Here is a 17,807-nt window from a genome sequence, read left to right as displayed (position 1 = left end):
TATTTTTGAAAACAGAATTCAGATATAAGAGGAAGCTTACAGTTGATTCCTGTTTTCATTTACACAAAATTTTTAGCAGTATCCAAAAACTTTTTGATACGGATTATTATAGAATCTCGCTATTTAATTTTGAATGAAATTTCATAAGTATCAACCTTTTCCGAGTATCTATTTTTTTCCTTAAAAAAACATTTTATGATGGTTATATTTGATCCATTAACAAGGGCTATATGATAATTATCTACATTCTCTTGAGCAACTTTCCATTCATTTGCAGAGAGGAAAAATCTATTTGAAGATGAACACTTCACCTCCAAATAATTCTCAACATCATTCTTGTCAATGTAACTAAAATCATATCCAGCAGAATCCCCTTGTACAGCTTGTAATCTGCCAGCAGAAGACATCCATTTTACATTTTTGTATTGCTCTGGATTCTGTAATAAATAAGTGTTTACAAGAGCTTCTGCATCCTTTCCATCTTTTGCTTTTTGTTCCTCATTTTGGGTATTGAAGTTTCTACCAGGTTTCTCAATTGTTTTACTTTCTCTATACTTTTTCTTTTTCCTATCTCCTTGTGGGGAAATTTTAGAATAATCTAATATCGTAGGCTTTATGGCAAGTATTTGAATATCTTTATCCTGATTGCCATTTATAATTTCCTTGCTTTTACTATTCTCATATTTGTCTATATTTTCCAGTAATATATCCCTATTATTATCAAAGAAGGCAAGACTTTTCATATGTTCATCAAGGACTTTGATTTCAGGTTCAATATCTTCATAAAGACATTTGACTGCTTCTTCGACCTCACCTATTTTGACATTAAATTGGATGAATGCCCAATTTTTGATTATCATTTCATAATCCTCAACAAAAGAGTGTTCATATTCCTGAATATTTAGTCCCTTTAAGTTTTTGAAATCGTAAATTATACTGATATAATTTGCTTGCTGTTCTTTACTTTCATAACGTAATTTTTCCCAGAGGGAGTATTCAAACCTTTGCATTAATCGATTCTTGTATTTACCAAATTCTCTTTCATGGAATTTACAGAGATTAACATGTTCAAGTATCTTATTATCCGAAAAGTTTTCACATAATCTCTTTAATAATACTATTGAGTCATCTGTACTCCAATCTTTATAGTCAATTTCTAGTAGATCTTTAATATTTATTCCAAGTCTGTTAATAGCATTTTCTAAATCTTTAGTGCTTGTTTGTGAGGATAACTCTGGTTCTCCTCTATATAGAAAAATTCTATTCCAAAAATCACGTTCACTAATCTGTATACCAAGTAATGCATAGCATTCATTTATTCTATCTTCATAGAAATCACTGTGACTAAGACTATCTTTATAAAAGTTGAAATCATGAACCATATTCACATAATCTTCATCTTTTGCCAAATTAAATGTCATACCTATAATTTCGGCAATAGCTGAGCAAAATTGCGCTTTCTTGCACAGAGACTCTACAGCATCTATATCATCAGGTATTAACATATAAAAGCAATTATCACAATTTACATATTCAAATGCGCTTAATTGATATGGTTCGATTTCATCTCCGATAAAACAGCAACAAACATTGACCAACCTAATTTTAAGTTTCTTTATTGTAGCTGCCAGTGTTTTCTTATCATATTTATCTATAGAATCTAAACGATGATAAAGTATAAATGGCTTTATGTCGTTAATAAATAATTCAAAATCTTCATTTAACTGATTTATAGATATTTTATTTTTGTCAATTTTAAGTTTTAATTCAGACATTTTTCTAACGCCAAAGAATTCAGTCACTTTGTCAATACCACGTCGCGAAGGATACACAAATTGCATGATATTCCTTTTTAACATTAAAGTTTTAGGTAAAACTAAATTGTCTGAATAATATATATCACTGGCTCTGCAATAATCGCACTTTAATTTGTTTATATTTTTAGCATATAAATATAGGCTCTGACCAGTCATATTATATTTATCAGAAGTATCCTTATAAACAGAACGATAAATTTTTTGAGTCTGCAATCCCAATGAGTCCCAATCTTTCAGTTTATTAAGAACATTGACATTCTCTTTTAATGAATGTTTTGAGAAATCATATGCAATGGATTTCAAAACATCCATTACGAACGATCTTTTCTCTTCACTGATAAAAGTGAGTTTTGAGTCTACCTTTTTACCTACTATGGCTATTCCATCTACACAGTTAAAAACACAGAAATCTTTTTCTGTTGTCCATAGTTTCTGAAGTTGATATCTAATTCCAGTCAATGGCAACCATTTATCATCCCTATTTCTCGAAATATCTTTGTAAACATGAGATAAGGTATTGGGAGCTATTTGATTACGAATGTCATCAAAATGACTAAATAATATGATGGTCTGCTCAAATGTCATTTTAATAATTGCATCAAAGTTTGAAAATGATTGGTAATCCTCGACTCGCAATGCCCAATGCTCTATATCTATGTCTTTGTTATAGTATTCCTTCAAATGATTTAAGAATTCTTTGTTTGAGGACTTTTTTTCAAAATTTATTCTGTAATACTTGGAAACTCCCAGTTTTATGAAGAAATTCTGTAAGCAAGAATAATCCTCTTCCTGTAATCCCCAAAACTCTGGACATACGAGGTATTGGCTATCTGTGTAAATCCCTTCATAAATCATTTCTAACTTATCCGAGAAATTGAAATCATCGCCAAAGAACAATTCATCAGAAGGAGTAATTTCATTGTTCCTATTTACTAAATTTATTTTCAATTCCTTTTTAAAGCCTGTTGCCTGATATATATGAAATAAGTCAACAACAGACTGCTTGATTTTTTCTGTATCTGATAAGCTTTTTGAGTAAGATTCTATTTGGTCTAATATGTTATCGAGGTCGTAACTTCTTATATTAACAATGCCCCTCAAACTTCTTGCGATTGCGCGAGGTACTGTATCCTTATCACTATCAAGTTTATAGTCTATTTTATCTTTAAGTAGCGAAAATAATTCGGAATCTACAAAATCTACTTTTAAATATGTCGGTACATCATATTTTGTTTCTTTTTCTTTTCCAATATATCCCACTATATCATTATTTATCAGCTCGTTATTTTCATTAACCAATAAAGAGAACTTTTTATTGTCTTGATTATAATCTCTATAAATTCGAGATAAAATGGATATTAGATTAACCCTCTCATCAATCTTGTCAATTGAAGATGAGATAGAGTCTATTTTGCTTATAAAATCATCGTATTCATATTGTTTGTTTTTTATGCATAATGCTTGGGGAACATTTTCACAAAGCAAAAAATCTGGCAACTCTTGAGAATAAAGTTTAAAGAATTTATTTATGTCATCACCATAAAAATAACAATCTCTTATCTTTTTATAATCACCACCATTAGTCGGAAATAATTCGAGTGTATCTAATGTTTCTTCTATTTTATCAAGAATAACCATCTTCATCCTTGAACCTAATGATGAAAATTTGTTATTATCAAGATTAGACAATAATAGATTTACTGGTGCCCATGTGGATGGATAATTTTCCTTTTTAAGGATATCTGCGATCTCAACAAGGAAATCTGCAGTTTTGGTCAGTAAAAAATGATTTTGAGCATTGTCATTAAGATAATTTCTATTGCTGTCTGTATCTGATGTACAATGAATCAAACATGGGAATCCTAAATATTCCTCCATAGGAAAATAATTATAGAGTACTTTCCGATAGTCATATTCTTCATTAGGCAATGCTATTTTTATGGTGTATTTTCTATCGTTACTATGGATCTCTATTGATTCTTCATATTCTCCATTTCTCTCAAATACGCGCCATTCCTCAAATAGTTCATTCCCTTTTATCTTAATTGGAGTAACAAAACAGTTATCACAGACACTTATATTCCCTTGTTCTCGTGAGAATTCACAATTATTTATTACTACTTTCTCTAACTTTTTAGTAAACAATAAGAAATGTTTTTCAATTAGGGTTAATTGTTCTGCAATTTCATTATGTTTATTTTCAAAACAGGTCATGACTATGTCTGTACCTATCTTTGTTTCACTCATTTCTTGAAGCTCACATACTCCTAACAAAGGGAATGGTATTTCTTTGACGCCAAGCCCTCTTTTTCTCACAATATTTTCATAATCCTCTATTCCGTAAAGTTCTTTTGCGTATTCTTCTGCAATAGTTTTTGAAAAATGTAATTTACAGTCTTTTGTTCTTATGACTATATCATTACTCCAATTTAAAATCGAACGAAAACCAATTCCTTTGTTTCCTATATTATCAGAACAATTTGCTTTGGAACTGCAATTTGGAATAAATAGAGACTGGATGCCTTCTAATGAAAATCCTTGTCCATTATCAGAAATTGTCAGAGTGTTATCTTTAAAAGTTATGGTTATTTCTGTTGCGCCACTATCATCAGCGTTTTGCAGCATCTCCAACAACTGCCGTCCTTGATATCCATTGACTATTTGACGTTCATTGTTTGAAAATGCTAAAGCAATCTCCTTACTATGAATATATGTCTCCTTCTGTTTTTTTAGCAAACAATCCACTTCTTTGTATATGAATCCCTTTGTCAATTCCATATTTTTTAATTTGAAAATTAAATTGGACTACTGCATTAAGATGATACATCTTATTTATTTCCTTTGCTTTTATTCTTTTGGGGTACTTAAGCCTACCTCGGTTGAGTTACACATCACCTCAACTATACACATTTCCGACACTTGCTTTCGTAGCTAAAGTCATGTTTCGATGCAGAACTATTCTTGCAAGGTAGTTTTTCATAAGAATATGCAACTCATATTTACCATTACGTTTACTCATTTTATCACAAAATTACAGATTATTTGTCAAAAACAGCATTTAAGACTCTCGAAGTTAAATTATTAACTAAACTATATCCTAGCGAATTCCAAGCTTTCATTTATTTTGTTCATAAAATTACATAATACATTCTGGTAGAAGGTAGTATATCAGTCGACTTAACGTTTTTGTGGTTATGAATAAACTTTTGTATTCGCAACACAAGACTGCAGCCATGAGCGTGCTGGATGAAAACAAGTAGTGTCCAGCTATTAGTAAGATTTGCAGTCAAGCCCCTGGGGAAAGTCTGGAAAGTTTTACCAGAAAGTATTTTGTCTAAATTGTTCATGGCATAGAGTTACTGAAAAGGCTTGTAAAATGATAAGGAGGGAACAGTAGAAGATGGTACATAGCTATAGTTTTTATATATACTATGTTAAATGTATTTTTGTAAAAATAGAATATACCTATATTCAAACATAGAAGTACTCAAAACAACACAAAACTTCCGTCTGCTTAAATTTATTTTGTACCTTTTCTCATCAAAAAACACCGTTTTTCACAAGTTTTTGTACCGCATATTTTGATATTCAAGATATTACACTTACTTTTACTTTCCAAAATGGAGGTACAAGCCGAGAATGGCGCTAAAAATCACTAACTTACACATTCTCAGACACTTGCCAACCTACTGGTTGTACCTTTTAGAGCGTTACACTATTGATAATCAATGATATACAAATACTGCATCAAAAGAGCTTTGATTGAAACTGTCAATGATGAATTGAAGAACATAGCACAGATAGAACACTCCAGATACCGTTCCTTCAACAATTTCATTGCTAACTCTTTGTCGGCTATTGCAGCATACTGTTTCTTTGAAAAGAAACCCGCCATTGGTGTTAATTTTATCAATGACGGGCAACTTACTATCTTTTGATTTTATATCGAACTCACGTTATTTAAGAAAGACATTGGTATATGAAGTTTATTAATTAAATTTGCAATAACATACTCTCCTCGCTTCTCATAAGAACAGCGCGCTCAGGGTGAGTCTTTTATTTTCTAGTGGTATATTGGGGGTAGTGATGATTTTAAATACTTTTCCTGAATTAAAAATGCAGAGCTAGAGACTATGTCAAAATTATGGGAAAAGCTCCGTCTTGATGGTCATTCTTTGCACACTTGGTGTTATGGTCAATCACTACCACCATTGGGCAGTGGTTGAAGGTGTCCGTTTTTGTGATGCTAGACATGGAGCGCAATGGAATCATACAATATGATTATGATTGAAATATTACCTGAAATGGGGTTAAGGGAACATTATGTTTATTATCACTATGTATAGTTTGAAAAGTATTAAAGAGAAAATTATTAAAGATCTAAAAGTAAAGTGGAGTATGCTCATCAAATATAAAAATCAAATAAATTCTCTAAATATTGGAAAATCATATGTAGATATATATGATGTAGATATGAAATCCTCTTTAGGATCTGGAGGAGCTGCTAAAGTCTTTAGATGCAAGCGTAAAAGTGATGGACAAGAATTTGCTATTAAGTTTCTCTATGAGAAAAATCAAGATAAAATATCACGATTCAAAGATGAAATCAAAGTGATGCGTATGTGTGCGAGAAAGGGCATAGAGGGGGTTATGCCAATCATTGATTTTAATATTGATGAGTGTTGGTATGTTATGCCAATAGCTAGAAGCATAAGTGACGAAATTAAGGATTGGAAGAAGAAAATAGAAAAAGTACTTCCGAAAGATATGTATAAAGATGATATTGTGAAATTTGCAGTTGAAGCATTCCGCAATTTCGCTATAACTTTATCGCAAGTTCATAAGTTTGGTTATACTCATCGTGATATTAAACCTAAAAATTTATATCGGTTGGATGATAAATTTCTAATTGGAGATTTCGGTATTGTAGATATCCCAGACAGCGATCATCAAACAAAGAAAGGTGATAAATTGGGAGCTTGGAATACTATAGCCCCAGAGGTGTTAAGGGATGCAAGTAAAGCTACGCCAGCCGCAGATGTATACTCTTTGGCTAAGTCATTATGGATGTATTTAGCCACAGATGAAGATGGGTTTGATGGAAGATATGATGTTGAATATAGTTCTATCAGCCTTCATGATATCCAGCAGTATAGAGGTAAATATCTTGTAGAAATAGATGATTTTCTTCATGATGCAACACAAGAACAACCGAGGAAACGACCGAATATGGATGATTTGATTGCAGCCTTGGATTCCTGGGAAAGATCTGATGGTGATTTACGTCTAAGAAATATACAAGAATGGGATTTCATATATAAAATTCTCTTTAGAGGCATGAAACCGGTTCATACTGTCCTTACAGAAAGAGAAGATATTGTAAAGACTCTAAATGCTTTATCGAGATATGGCGTATTGAATTATTCCATGTTGCCTTCTAGAGGCGGTCTAAAGCTGGAAGGAGCGAGCATTGCACCTGAAGAAGGGTGTATTTATCTGGACTACCAATTTACTTTTATTTGTAAGCCAAAACGTTTAGTAATCAGAAGTTTTGTTGGAGATGAATTGTGGAATTATTTCTATCTTGAATTTGATAAACTTCCTTTTATTTTTGAAGATCGAATTAGTGAAGAATTGATTGAAGATAAGCCGGCTCATTACATCGATGCTAAGAATTGGATCTATCGAGTATATGATTATGACACAGGCGAACCATTACCAGTTGATGCAAAACGTGTTGAAAGGTATTGTCATGGAGCTATAGTCTTTGTCGCTAAGCGTAGTTTTTATAACTCAATAAGTCAAACAACTGACGGAAGACATGCCGATTGTTCCGAAGAGGACTTCTATTCTTACATTTGCTCAATGCGTAATGATTATTATTCAATTTTGAGTGAAGAAGATATTACACTTATACGAAATAAGTATTCTCAAAATCCTTTCAAACTGGATAGGACATCGGGTATGGATTTACTTGAAATAGACACCTCTCATGATGGAGATTTAATTAGAAGTCATTATGACGAAATCAATTTTGTAGATTTACTAGTTGAAGAATCTAAAGCATCTGTAAAATATTGCTTTAAACTCAACTTAATGGAATCTAGAGGATTACTTGACGATTTTTCTATTGATTATTTTCTATGCAAAGATGGCCGGGTGAAAAAAGTAAAAAATGACTCGGAAGAGATATACTATATTTACGGAAGAGAGAATGCAATTAATCTTAATAAAAGGCTGCGCAAAAGACTTGAAGAGTATAGTATAGCAAATGGGCAAGAGTATAAGACTTTAGATGCATACTTTTATCCATATTTATTTTTGGTAGAAGTCCCTAAGCATATTTTTAATTACAAGGAATTAAAATATGTAGTTATGGCAGCAGATGACCGACATGATAATTATGTCGTTATCAATGAGTCTGGTTATGTTGAAGTTGTTGAAGATGATTATGAGTTTTATCCAGTCAGAAGTGGAATATTAACCTCATACAACGGATATGTCGGAAAGTATTCTAATGGCATATTTGCGAAAGAATTTACCAAGACCTTTTTGGCACTTTGGCTAACATATTTAGAGACTAAGAAGGGCGTAACAAGTGACACAAATACTAAGTACGAGCAACTGTCTCCAAAAGAGATTAAAGATTTAATAAAAGGGATTATTAATAGTTAGTATATTGAGACACTGTCCAAAATTTTGTGTAAATGGAAACAGGATTCAGTTGTAAGTTTCTTCTTATATCTGGATTCTGGATTCAAAATCAAATTCTTCTTTCATTCATAAAAAAACTGTGTTAGCAAAGTTAATATTTTATTTTACTCTTTGTTGACACAGTTTAATTTACATCCTCGTCCTGGCAGGACAATTGGGATAAACTGTCCGAATACTTCCAGTAACACTCCGGCTATCCGTAAGCTTATATATACTACAAATACCGTTGAAGGATATCACCGCCAGATCCGTAAGGTAACAAAAAATAAGGGCGTGTTCCCGTCGTATACGGCCCCCCAAAAACTGGTTTATCTTGCATACCGCAATATACGGAAGAAGTGGACCATGCCACTTGCCAATTGGGCTACTATCTCACAACAACTCGCCATAAAGTTTGGAGACCGGTTTAAATTAACGTGAGTTCGATATAAAGATTGAAATTATCAGTTTGAAAATTAGGAACATAGCGATAAAAGCATTAAATTTATAGTGCTCAATTATAACATTTAAGCGACTACCACTATGTTCTCAGAGGCTAAAGTTACGGAGATTTTTTGTATGGCGGATGATTTTTGCAAGGAATTTGCCAAAACACAGGAAAAATATATGGTTGAAGACAAGAATCATAAGCATCGGAATAAGCCGAACCGGATGAGTGATGCGGAAATCATGGTCATCCTAGTCCTGTTCCACTCGGGAGGCTTCAGATGTTTCAAGCATTACTACAAAGAATATGTATGCAAACATCTGACGCATCTCTTTCCCAGACGTGTGTCCTATAACCGTTTTGTAGAACTGGAAAAGGAAGTCCTGCTGCAGCTGACCATTTTCATCAAGGAAGTCCTGTTGGGTACTTGTACCGGTATCAGCTTTGTGGATTCCACACCGCTGCGTGTATGCCGAAACCAACGCATATTGATTCACAAGACTTTTAAGGGTCTCGCCGAACGTGGAAAATGCTCCATGGGATGGTTCTTCGGGTTTAAGCTTCACCTGATCATCAACGATAAGGGTGAAATTCTCAATTTCATGTTTACTCCGGGAAATGTGGATGACCGTGAACCGCTGAAACAGACAAAGTTCCTGAAGAACATCAAGGGCAAACTGTGTGCGGACAAGGGGTATATCGGGCAAACCTTGTTCGAGAACCTATTTCTTAACGGCATACAGTTGATAACCAAAGTGAAGAACAACATGAAGAACTCCCTGATGAGCATAGCGGACAAAATCCTGCTGAGAAAACGTGCTTTGATTGAAACAGTCAATGACGAGTTAAAGAACATCGCCCAGATTGAACACTCCAGACACCGTTCCTTCAATAACTTTATTGCCAACTCGCTCTCTGCCATAGCTGCATACTGCTTCTTTGAAAAGAAGCCCGCCATTGACGTACGTTTTGTCAAAGACGGACAACTCACGATGTTTTAATTTATATCGAACTCACGTTAAATTATTGTAATTTTACGCTCGTCGGGACGGGTGGTCCCGCCCCTTGGCGCTGGCCGTTTCCCGACCGATGGGTTTTCTGGAGAGAAATAATGTATGACACAGTTTATTTTACACTACCTGTTTGTCAAGTTTTACTCTTTGCTACACAGCATAGTTTACATCCTCATAAAATCTACCTGTAATTATCTATTTCAGACAAAGTAATATTTACTTTTTTAGGAATCTTATTATATGAACAATATTGTTGTAATTGTTGTCTGTTTGTTATCTTTTCTGGACATTTAGGGCCTAAAATTATTTCTTCTATAATCAATGGGTATTTATTGTTGCCATCATCAATAGGAAATTCTATTATTGGGCAAAATATTTCATCAGACGATTGAATCCATTTAAACTTACTTTCATCATCACAGAAATAAAGTAATCTTATTTCTTTCTCATCTTTATAATCTACAGGCTTGAAAAAGTGCTTCCATATATTAAGTTGATTAAAGCATATATCTTTTTCTAGTAGCTTTTTTATAAACTCAATATATGGATGCTTCTTGTCTTTATCAGCATAGGAAATTGGAGCTATGAAAAAGTTATTATCCAATAAACCTTTATCTATATCATAGATTAAGCAAGTACCTTTAGCATCGTTTCCATACATTCTCCACATTGTTAGTTTGTCTTTGCTTTCAATTTCAGCACACGAACTGATATATGTACTGTTTATTTCTTTAATGGCATAAGGTGATAATGACGAATAATCAATTTTATCAATATTATTGATATACTGATCAAAATAATAACATTCACTTTTATCATTCATACAAGCTATACTACATACACTTGCTTTCTTTTCTTTGATTATTCTTATTGTTGATGAGAGAGAAGTATATCTGCATAATTGATTAAATTCTCTATCTAGAAGCATATTAGTAAAGAATTTTCTTTCAAATTCTTCACTTAAAGAAAAACGGCCATCAGGCAATTTCGAGATATTGTTTTTTATATAATCGACATCAAGCTCATCTATAAAATTATTGAATTGACGATTATTGAGATTGCATTCATTTTTTGTCTGTCTAAAAATTGACAAAATCTCATTGGGGTTAAATTTCTCCTCTAAATTATTGATTTCCTCAATAATAGATCTTATTATAAGCTCTAATTTGCTTAATGGAACTTCTATATTCTCTATATTGTTGTAATTATTAGCCTTATAAAAATAACCTGCTATATCATTACACAATATACAATATGAAGCATTTACTTTATTTGCATAATGCAATAATCTATTTAGCAGTATTCCTTTATTTGCCAATCTTTTATATAGATTTTTAATTTCCACTACTGCTATCAATACATTCTTTTTATAAATAAAAGCATCACATATGTATTCTCTAGACAATATTTCATTATTGGGAATTATTTGATATTCCCTACCATATTCATTTAGTAATTTAGATATGCTTGAAATGGTATTATGCTCTATACTCATATCAATTTGATTTTAGTTTTTAGATAAAATTAGCAAATTATTATTTACAATATGCACGACCAAGAAAATCTGGAAATAAATCAGTTTCATAATATTTATGAGCTAACACGCGCAAAAAATAATAACCAGCTTTATCGCTTCTATACTCAATAGATTTATATTTCTTTACATAATTATTCTGAAAATATTCTATTGTTTCAGGCAGCTTAATATTGGTCTGCACAGCCAACTCGTTATTGAGTCTTTTTTCAAAAAGCAATTGTTCAATATCGAATCCATTGGTTATCGGATATGCGACCTGTAAGTTTACCTCAGATTCTTCAACTTTCTGCTTAAGAAAAGAGTAGAACTCCGGTAAATTTAGGTATGATAACAATTCAAATACTACCATTAAAAGCAAGGACGATTCACAATGATAATCGTCATCCTTCACATAAAGGCTTTTAGCTAAGGCCATTCGATTTCCATACATTTCCGGCCACATTTTTTGCTTTTCATAACGTTTTATCAGATTTATAACTGTATATATTAAATACTTCCCCAAACTATTCATGTCTTCTTGATTTTTTGCATATTTATACATGTACAAAAATACGATTTGAATAGTGATAGAGTGTGTATCTAACAAAGGCATAGTGCAAGCATTATTATTTTCAATTATATTCTTTAGAATCTCTATTCTGTTTCTATGTTCCTGCTTTGAAACATTGTAAAATGACTCTGTTAAGAAATAGAAATAAACTAAATCGCTTAAGAAATCATAGCATCTTAACGGATAAAACATATATTCTGAGTCTGTCGGTTCAAAACAAAATAACCCTTTGGGAAATTGTACTACACTTAATATTTTATTTATATACTCCCCATATATTTGAATCTGTAACCCAATAAGACAATTGAAATAATTAATAATAATAGTTTTTTTCTCCTTTTTAGTTCTAAGAATCCAAGCCCAAGTTTTCAAAATTATAGTATCAATGCAATACTTTGCAGGCAGTAGATTTCCACATTCTATAGAGTAAAAATGAATCATATGTGCTATCAATCGTAATGTAGCAAACATATTAAGAAGTATCCTCTTGTTTTCTTTCTTTGTAGTCCCTATTTTACTTAACTGTATGTCTATGAGGGACGAAATATCCTTGAAGGTATTACCTTCTCCATCTAATAGAACAAGTATTTTTTTAAATAAGCGGTAACTTTCATCATCAGCTAGTAACGTTTCGTCAAATAAATACTCTGAAAAATAAGTAGTTAACACACTTACGTCCCATTCTTCAAAATTTCCATTAGGAAATTCTGTCTTAATAAATCCATTAAATGTTGGAAGGGCATTTGCATCGATCAAACCATTATGAACAAACACATAATATCTAGGGAAATTGCACAGATTAGGAACAGATACATCCTCATAAGGGGTATACTTGGATGCTCTTAGTGATTCTATCAAACCATCTTTCTCATTAAGTGTTCTATCTGTTATATCCTTGGAGCCAAATCCTTTCAGTTCAAACAAAAAAAGAGTAGATACCCCCTTAATTTTTTTTATTGCTATCACATCTCTTCCATATTGTGACTGTCCTTTTGACTGTCGTGGTGTTGATAAAACTCTATATCCCATACGTTCTAAAAGTATAGGAAATATATAGTCCAATTCATTATCCTCTTTTAAGGATTCCACATATTGTTTAATTATTTCCTGCCGTTTCATTCCAATCTTTCAATAATTCATTTATCCATTCATTTTGTTCCATAGGTGTCATAGATTGAACTAATTGCCTAGAGGGTACTGAAATTTTTATACAACCTAAATGTTGTATATTCCCACTATCATCCCTCCAACCTCCTCCTCTTGCCAATAATACCTTAGTCATTATGTTGTTTAAAAAACTTTCATTATTTTTTTCAGCTTCCTTCATCTGTTGTTGCCAATATAGTTTTTGAGTATTCATTGCTTCTTTATACTCAATCACGTAACTGTATTTGGGGGACAATTCTTTAATCGCTCTTCTTTTCTCTATAGCATCGACTCTTTGGTCATAATACTTCCTGATTTTTATAACATGCTCATTATTAATATTCAATTTATCAAAAACTTTAATCACATGCCCCATATAATCATCTAAATATGGTACCAATCTATTCATTATGACATTACGAACGCGCGTTGAATCGCTCTCTATCAATGGCAATAACTTCGGAAGTCTCGTCTCCGGATTACCATAATCTTGAAGCATACTTATAATAAATAGACATTGAGGTATTTCATCTAAATCTTTTTGAGGATTAAATTCTGAAAATTCCAAATGATAATCATCCCATAGCCTACGCCCCACAACACGATATATCCCTTTTGGGTGGATAATAAACGACAAAGCAAATTTTAGAAAATCATCACTATTCTTTTGGAAAGAAGACAGACATCCTTTCATTGTTAGAATATCCATTGGAGTTAGATTTTCGGCAATAGTTATAAAAATATCTGCTAAAAAATTAGGATCTTCTAAATGAATACATATTGAATCATCAAGACATCTCAGTACGGCTTCTTTATTCTCACTTTTAAGTCCTTTTATTAATAATTTGATACATTTCTCTGTAAATAACGTGAGTTCGATATAAAGATTGAAATTATCAGTTTGAAAATTAGGAACATAGCGATAAAAGCATTAAATTTATAGTGCTCAATTATAACATTTAAGCGACTACCACTATGTTCTCAGAGGCTAAAGTTACGGAGATTTTTTGTATGGCGGATGATTTTTGCAAGGAATTTGCCAAAACACAGGAAAAATATATGGTTGAAGACAAGAATCATAAGCATCGGAATAAGCCGAACCGGATGAGTGATGCGGAAATCATGGTCATCCTAGTCCTGTTCCACTCGGGAGGCTTCAGATGTTTCAAGCATTACTACAAAGAATATGTATGCAAACATCTGACGCATCTCTTTCCCAGACGTGTGTCCTATAACCGTTTTGTAGAACTGGAAAAGGAAGTCCTGCTGCAGCTGACCATTTTCATCAAGGAAGTCCTGTTGGGTACTTGTACCGGTATCAGCTTTGTGGATTCCACACCGCTGCGTGTATGCCGAAACCAACGCATATTGATTCACAAGACTTTTAAGGGTCTCGCCGAACGTGGAAAATGCTCCATGGGATGGTTCTTCGGGTTTAAGCTTCACCTGATCATCAACGATAAGGGTGAAATTCTCAATTTCATGTTTACTCCGGGAAATGTGGATGACCGTGAACCGCTGAAACAGACAAAGTTCCTGAAGAACATCAAGGGCAAACTGTGTGCGGACAAGGGGTATATCGGGCAAACCTTGTTCGAGAACCTATTTCTTAACGGCATACAGTTGATAACCAAAGTGAAGAACAACATGAAGAACTCCCTGATGAGCATAGCGGACAAAATCCTGCTGAGAAAACGTGCTTTGATTGAAACAGTCAATGACGAGTTAAAGAACATCGCCCAGATTGAACACTCCAGACACCGTTCCTTCAATAACTTTATTGCCAACTCGCTCTCTGCCATAGCTGCATACTGCTTCTTTGAAAAGAAGCCCGCCATTGACGTACGTTTTGTCAAAGACGGACAACTCACGATGTTTTAATTTATATCGAACTCACGTTAAATAAGTCAACCTTTTGTTGAAAAAACAACCAGTTACATAAAGGATTAACGTACAGTGATACATCGCCTTGCAACAATTCTAAGATCTTTTGCTCACAAGTTTCCCTTCTTTGCCCAGCTAATCTATCAATCGTATAAAGAAAGAAAGACATAGCTGTACTTGATATAAAAGACGTGTGAGATATAGTTATATCAAAAGCAGTGTTAATGTCGTCATCTGTGAGTTGATTCGTTTTCACAAAAGCAATTGCAAACTCTTCCATGTTACATTCAGGAGGATAATCCACACAATATCTATTAAAATCATTCTCCATCAGACCAGCAAAGCAACTCAGCTTGTATTGTGGCAACAATGACATTAAGACAACGGCATTATCATAATACGAACTAGCGTATTTTTGAACTGCTATATCTACAAGGTGACCTATATTTTCAGTTTTACCTTCAAATGACAAAATATTTAGCTTCATGAATTCAGGGTCCCATCCAGATGCACCTGCAACAAGACGAAATCCCGTAGCCCATTTCCTAATATTATCAGTTTCATCGAAAATAATATTACCATCTTTCATATATGTAATGTATGCGAAAGCAACGGCAAAATACCATCCACGACTATCATAACTAAAAGATTCGATGATATGCTTATTGTTCTCCCAATAAGACACAGAATCACTAAACTCAAACTCACCAGCAGATGCTTTTTCATTTAAGAAATTTACCATTCTAACAAGTTCTTTAGGCATCCCTAAGTTTATATTTCGTCCATCAAACATAACAATCCATTAGTTATTTATAACATTTATATATACATGCATTCTACACCCTATCATACGATGTTACCTGCCTCTCAAAAACTACCACAAACCGTTCCTGTTCGCTTTTAGCAATACCTAGTCTCGTAGCCAATGATTGCCATTCCTTGACTGCATTCAGTACTTCACTAATGATTTGCTGAGCCGACTGTTTCTGAAGCATATATTCCTCGCAAGAATTCAGCAGTTCATTCAAATCAGATTTATTGGTAGAGCTATTGATCAATAGGCTCTGATACTCATTCAGAGTGGGATTCATATCATAAGCCGGAGATAAAGTCCACCCCTTGGCAGTCAGAAGAAAACCATGATTGCGGAAATGATCATCTGTATTACCGATGCAGATATTGAACGCGACTCTGCGATACAGTTCTTTCAGATTATCCTCCACGTTAGTACAGTTCTGAAGTATAAAATCAACCATATCCAGATAGCCGTTACCAGTATTGGCATTGTCTCCATCATTTAAGCCCAAAAGAGTCATGGCTGAAGCAAAATGTATGCGCTTACCGTCTTCCCTTCTGTCAAATCGCCGGGAAAGCAAAGTATGGTATTTGTCGCTTGTAGAGATTACTCTTGTTTCTGCAGCATTGACACCGGCCTTCTTTGCCAATAGATGTGAGAAATGTTCCCAAAGCCCAGCATCATAATCATCTTTGCGGGACGGAAACTTTGCTATATACAAAATCTTGTTCTCGTCAATTACACTTGCCTTTGGACGCGCTCCGCCAAGAGATGAACCAGGTTGTACCAATTGAACAATCCAACGCATTTCGGGTAACCTGTTCTCATCTTCACTTTTCTCTATTTCGGAACTAGCTGCAATCAACTCACGAATATCTGTCAGTGGTGGTATGCGCAGGTCTTCGCTTGCATTGATATAATCTCCATTTATAGACTCCTTGAATCGAAAAGCTCCCATGCGAGAAAAGTCCTCAATCCCGATAAGATAGTCGAATGAAGAAAGCCGACGTACCGGACGCTTTTCTTCCTTTGCTAGAATCTGCTCCCGACGATTTATCAATGTACGTCCCCATCTATCCGGGAGGGCATCAGAAAAACATCCGAAAATATCCTTGCCGGGAGCCGTGTATTGCTGACCGGGATAGTTGTTCAAGTCATCACTAAGAAACAGACCTCCATAGTCCTTGAGCCATTCATCATTATAGCAAAATCCATAGCTATCAGAGCCACGAAGGGATTCGTAACTCAGCTCTCCAATTAGCCTTGGTTCTTTCAACCAATCAAAATCAGCAAATACATAGAGTTTTTTCATACCTTATTCTTTTTTGGATGCCCTTTCCCGCTGTTTAAGACTTAAATCCTGTAATGCTTTTCCCATTGCATCTTCTTTTGCAAGCAGAAGAATATCATCATCCAGCTGAAGCGCATAAAGCACCCTAAGATAAATGCCTATTGCCACTGTCGGTACACCTTTCTCTATGCGAGAAACTGTAAGAGGTGAACAGGTGGCACGTTCGGCAACCTGAGCAATACTAAGATTTCTGCGTAATCTGGCTAGCCTAATCTGTTCTCCTACTATCTGCATCTTCTGCTCCAGCTTTCTTGGTAACTTGGTACCCATCGTACTTTTCGTCATAGCTCAACATATCATATAATATGCAAATATAGCAGTTTTACTTTATTTTATGATGTGTTACAGAAATAATTTTTTGAATTTATTTCTGTTGAAATCTGCTTTGGTCACATTTATTGGGCGTTGGAGATATTAAATGCTATTATATTATTCATAAGGCTGATATTTTATAGATAACAAACAATATATTGTTTATAGAAAGGTAGGTAGCAATAATTTGAACAGAATATTACTACTAAGGCTATCTTAAAAAATAGTGACCGCTATCACATAAGTCTGTTGTTTGTAAC

10 protein-coding genes and 2 pseudogenes are annotated in these 17,807 nt (G+C 33.7%); 5 read left to right on the top strand and 7 right to left on the bottom strand.

Annotated elements, in window-relative coordinates; genetic code table 11:
• Nucleotides 1-119: 119 nt before the first annotated feature.
• A complete protein-coding gene (locus BARVI_RS11655) occupies nucleotides 120-4,595 on the bottom strand; it encodes a sacsin N-terminal ATP-binding-like domain-containing protein (protein ID WP_025279409.1) in 4,476 nt (1,491 codons plus the stop codon).
• A gap of 971 nt (nucleotides 4,596-5,566) precedes the next feature.
• Here BARVI_RS11655 and BARVI_RS13235 point away from each other — a divergent pair.
• The 4 genes and pseudogenes from BARVI_RS13235 to BARVI_RS11640 form a co-directional block, all read left to right on the top strand.
• Nucleotides 5,567-5,755: pseudogene (locus tag BARVI_RS13235) on the top strand (transposase); the annotation flags it as partial.
• A gap of 409 nt (nucleotides 5,756-6,164) precedes the next feature.
• Nucleotides 6,165-8,492 (top strand): serine/threonine protein kinase, encoded by a 2,328-nt coding sequence (locus tag BARVI_RS11645; RefSeq protein WP_198015971.1) that lies wholly within the window; start codon nucleotides 6,165-6,167, stop codon nucleotides 8,490-8,492.
• 179 nt (nucleotides 8,493-8,671) lie between these two features.
• Nucleotides 8,672-8,951: pseudogene (locus BARVI_RS13230) on the top strand (transposase); the annotation flags it as partial.
• 102 nt (nucleotides 8,952-9,053) lie between these two features.
• Nucleotides 9,054-9,959 (top strand): IS982 family transposase, encoded by a 906-nt coding sequence (locus BARVI_RS11640; RefSeq protein ID WP_025277710.1) that lies wholly within the window; start codon nucleotides 9,054-9,056, stop codon nucleotides 9,957-9,959.
• A 193-nt stretch (nucleotides 9,960-10,152) separates the two neighbouring features.
• Here the strand turns inward: BARVI_RS11640 and BARVI_RS11635 are convergent, their stop codons facing one another.
• From BARVI_RS11635 to BARVI_RS11625, 3 genes are read right to left on the bottom strand one after another with little or no spacing between them, the layout of a single operon-like run.
• Nucleotides 10,153-11,466: a DUF2971 domain-containing protein gene (locus BARVI_RS11635; RefSeq protein ID WP_025279406.1), complete on the bottom strand. Its 1,314-nt coding sequence runs from the start codon at nucleotides 11,464-11,466 to the stop codon at nucleotides 10,153-10,155.
• A 40-nt stretch (nucleotides 11,467-11,506) separates the two neighbouring features.
• The gene (locus BARVI_RS11630) at nucleotides 11,507-13,177 is read right to left on the bottom strand and encodes a hypothetical protein (protein ID WP_025279405.1); all 1,671 of its coding nucleotides are present in this window, start codon (nucleotides 13,175-13,177) and stop codon (nucleotides 11,507-11,509) included.
• Nucleotides 13,155-13,913, bottom strand: coding sequence for a hypothetical protein (locus tag BARVI_RS11625; protein ID WP_025279404.1), 759 nt, complete (start codon nucleotides 13,911-13,913; stop codon nucleotides 13,155-13,157). Before BARVI_RS11625 ends, BARVI_RS11630 begins: the two co-directional genes overlap by 23 nt.
• A gap of 266 nt (nucleotides 13,914-14,179) precedes the next feature.
• On the opposite strand from BARVI_RS11625, the gene BARVI_RS11620 reads away from it, so the two are divergent.
• On the top strand, nucleotides 14,180-15,085 hold the full coding sequence (locus BARVI_RS11620) for an IS982 family transposase (protein WP_025277710.1): 906 nt from the start codon (nucleotides 14,180-14,182) through the stop codon (nucleotides 15,083-15,085).
• A 1-nt stretch (nucleotide 15,086) separates the two neighbouring features.
• Here BARVI_RS11620 and BARVI_RS11615 read toward each other — a convergent pair whose 3' ends face one another.
• From BARVI_RS11615 to BARVI_RS11605, 3 genes are read right to left on the bottom strand one after another with little or no spacing between them, the layout of a single operon-like run.
• A complete protein-coding gene (locus BARVI_RS11615) occupies nucleotides 15,087-15,881 on the bottom strand; it encodes a hypothetical protein (RefSeq protein ID WP_038534724.1) in 795 nt (264 codons plus the stop codon).
• Between the two features lie 43 nt (nucleotides 15,882-15,924).
• Nucleotides 15,925-17,196 (bottom strand): type II toxin-antitoxin system HipA family toxin, encoded by a 1,272-nt coding sequence (locus BARVI_RS11610; protein ID WP_025279402.1) that lies wholly within the window; start codon nucleotides 17,194-17,196, stop codon nucleotides 15,925-15,927.
• 3 nt (nucleotides 17,197-17,199) lie between these two features.
• Nucleotides 17,200-17,520, bottom strand: coding sequence for a helix-turn-helix domain-containing protein (locus BARVI_RS11605; protein ID WP_025279401.1), 321 nt, complete (start codon nucleotides 17,518-17,520; stop codon nucleotides 17,200-17,202).
• Nucleotides 17,521-17,807: the final 287 nt, after the last annotated feature.

The sequence above is a fragment of the Barnesiella viscericola DSM 18177 genome, assembly GCF_000512915.1.
GTDB classification, from domain to species: domain Bacteria; phylum Bacteroidota; class Bacteroidia; order Bacteroidales; family Barnesiellaceae; genus Barnesiella; species Barnesiella viscericola.
The sequence above is the reverse complement of the archived record's forward strand: the minus strand, read 5'-3'. Positions and strand labels throughout refer to the sequence as shown.

Coding starts and splice junctions, on each gene's coding strand:
- BARVI_RS11605 (WP_025279401.1), bottom strand. CDS start 17,520: ATGACGAAAAGTACGATGGGTACCAAGTTACCAAGAAAGCTGGAGCAG.
- BARVI_RS11630 (WP_025279405.1), bottom strand. CDS start 13,177: ATGAAACGGCAGGAAATAATTAAACAATATGTGGAATCCTTAAAAGAG.
- BARVI_RS11625 (WP_025279404.1), bottom strand. CDS start 13,913: ATGGATATTCTAACAATGAAAGGATGTCTGTCTTCTTTCCAAAAGAAT.
- BARVI_RS11615 (WP_038534724.1), bottom strand. CDS start 15,881: ATGTTTGATGGACGAAATATAAACTTAGGGATGCCTAAAGAACTTGTT.
- BARVI_RS11620 (WP_025277710.1), top strand. CDS start 14,180: ATGTTCTCAGAGGCTAAAGTTACGGAGATTTTTTGTATGGCGGATGAT.
- BARVI_RS11640 (WP_025277710.1), top strand. CDS start 9,054: ATGTTCTCAGAGGCTAAAGTTACGGAGATTTTTTGTATGGCGGATGAT.
- BARVI_RS11610 (WP_025279402.1), bottom strand. CDS start 17,196: ATGAAAAAACTCTATGTATTTGCTGATTTTGATTGGTTGAAAGAACCA.
- BARVI_RS11635 (WP_025279406.1), bottom strand. CDS start 11,466: ATGAGTATAGAGCATAATACCATTTCAAGCATATCTAAATTACTAAAT.
- BARVI_RS11655 (WP_025279409.1), bottom strand. CDS start 4,595: ATGGAATTGACAAAGGGATTCATATACAAAGAAGTGGATTGTTTGCTA.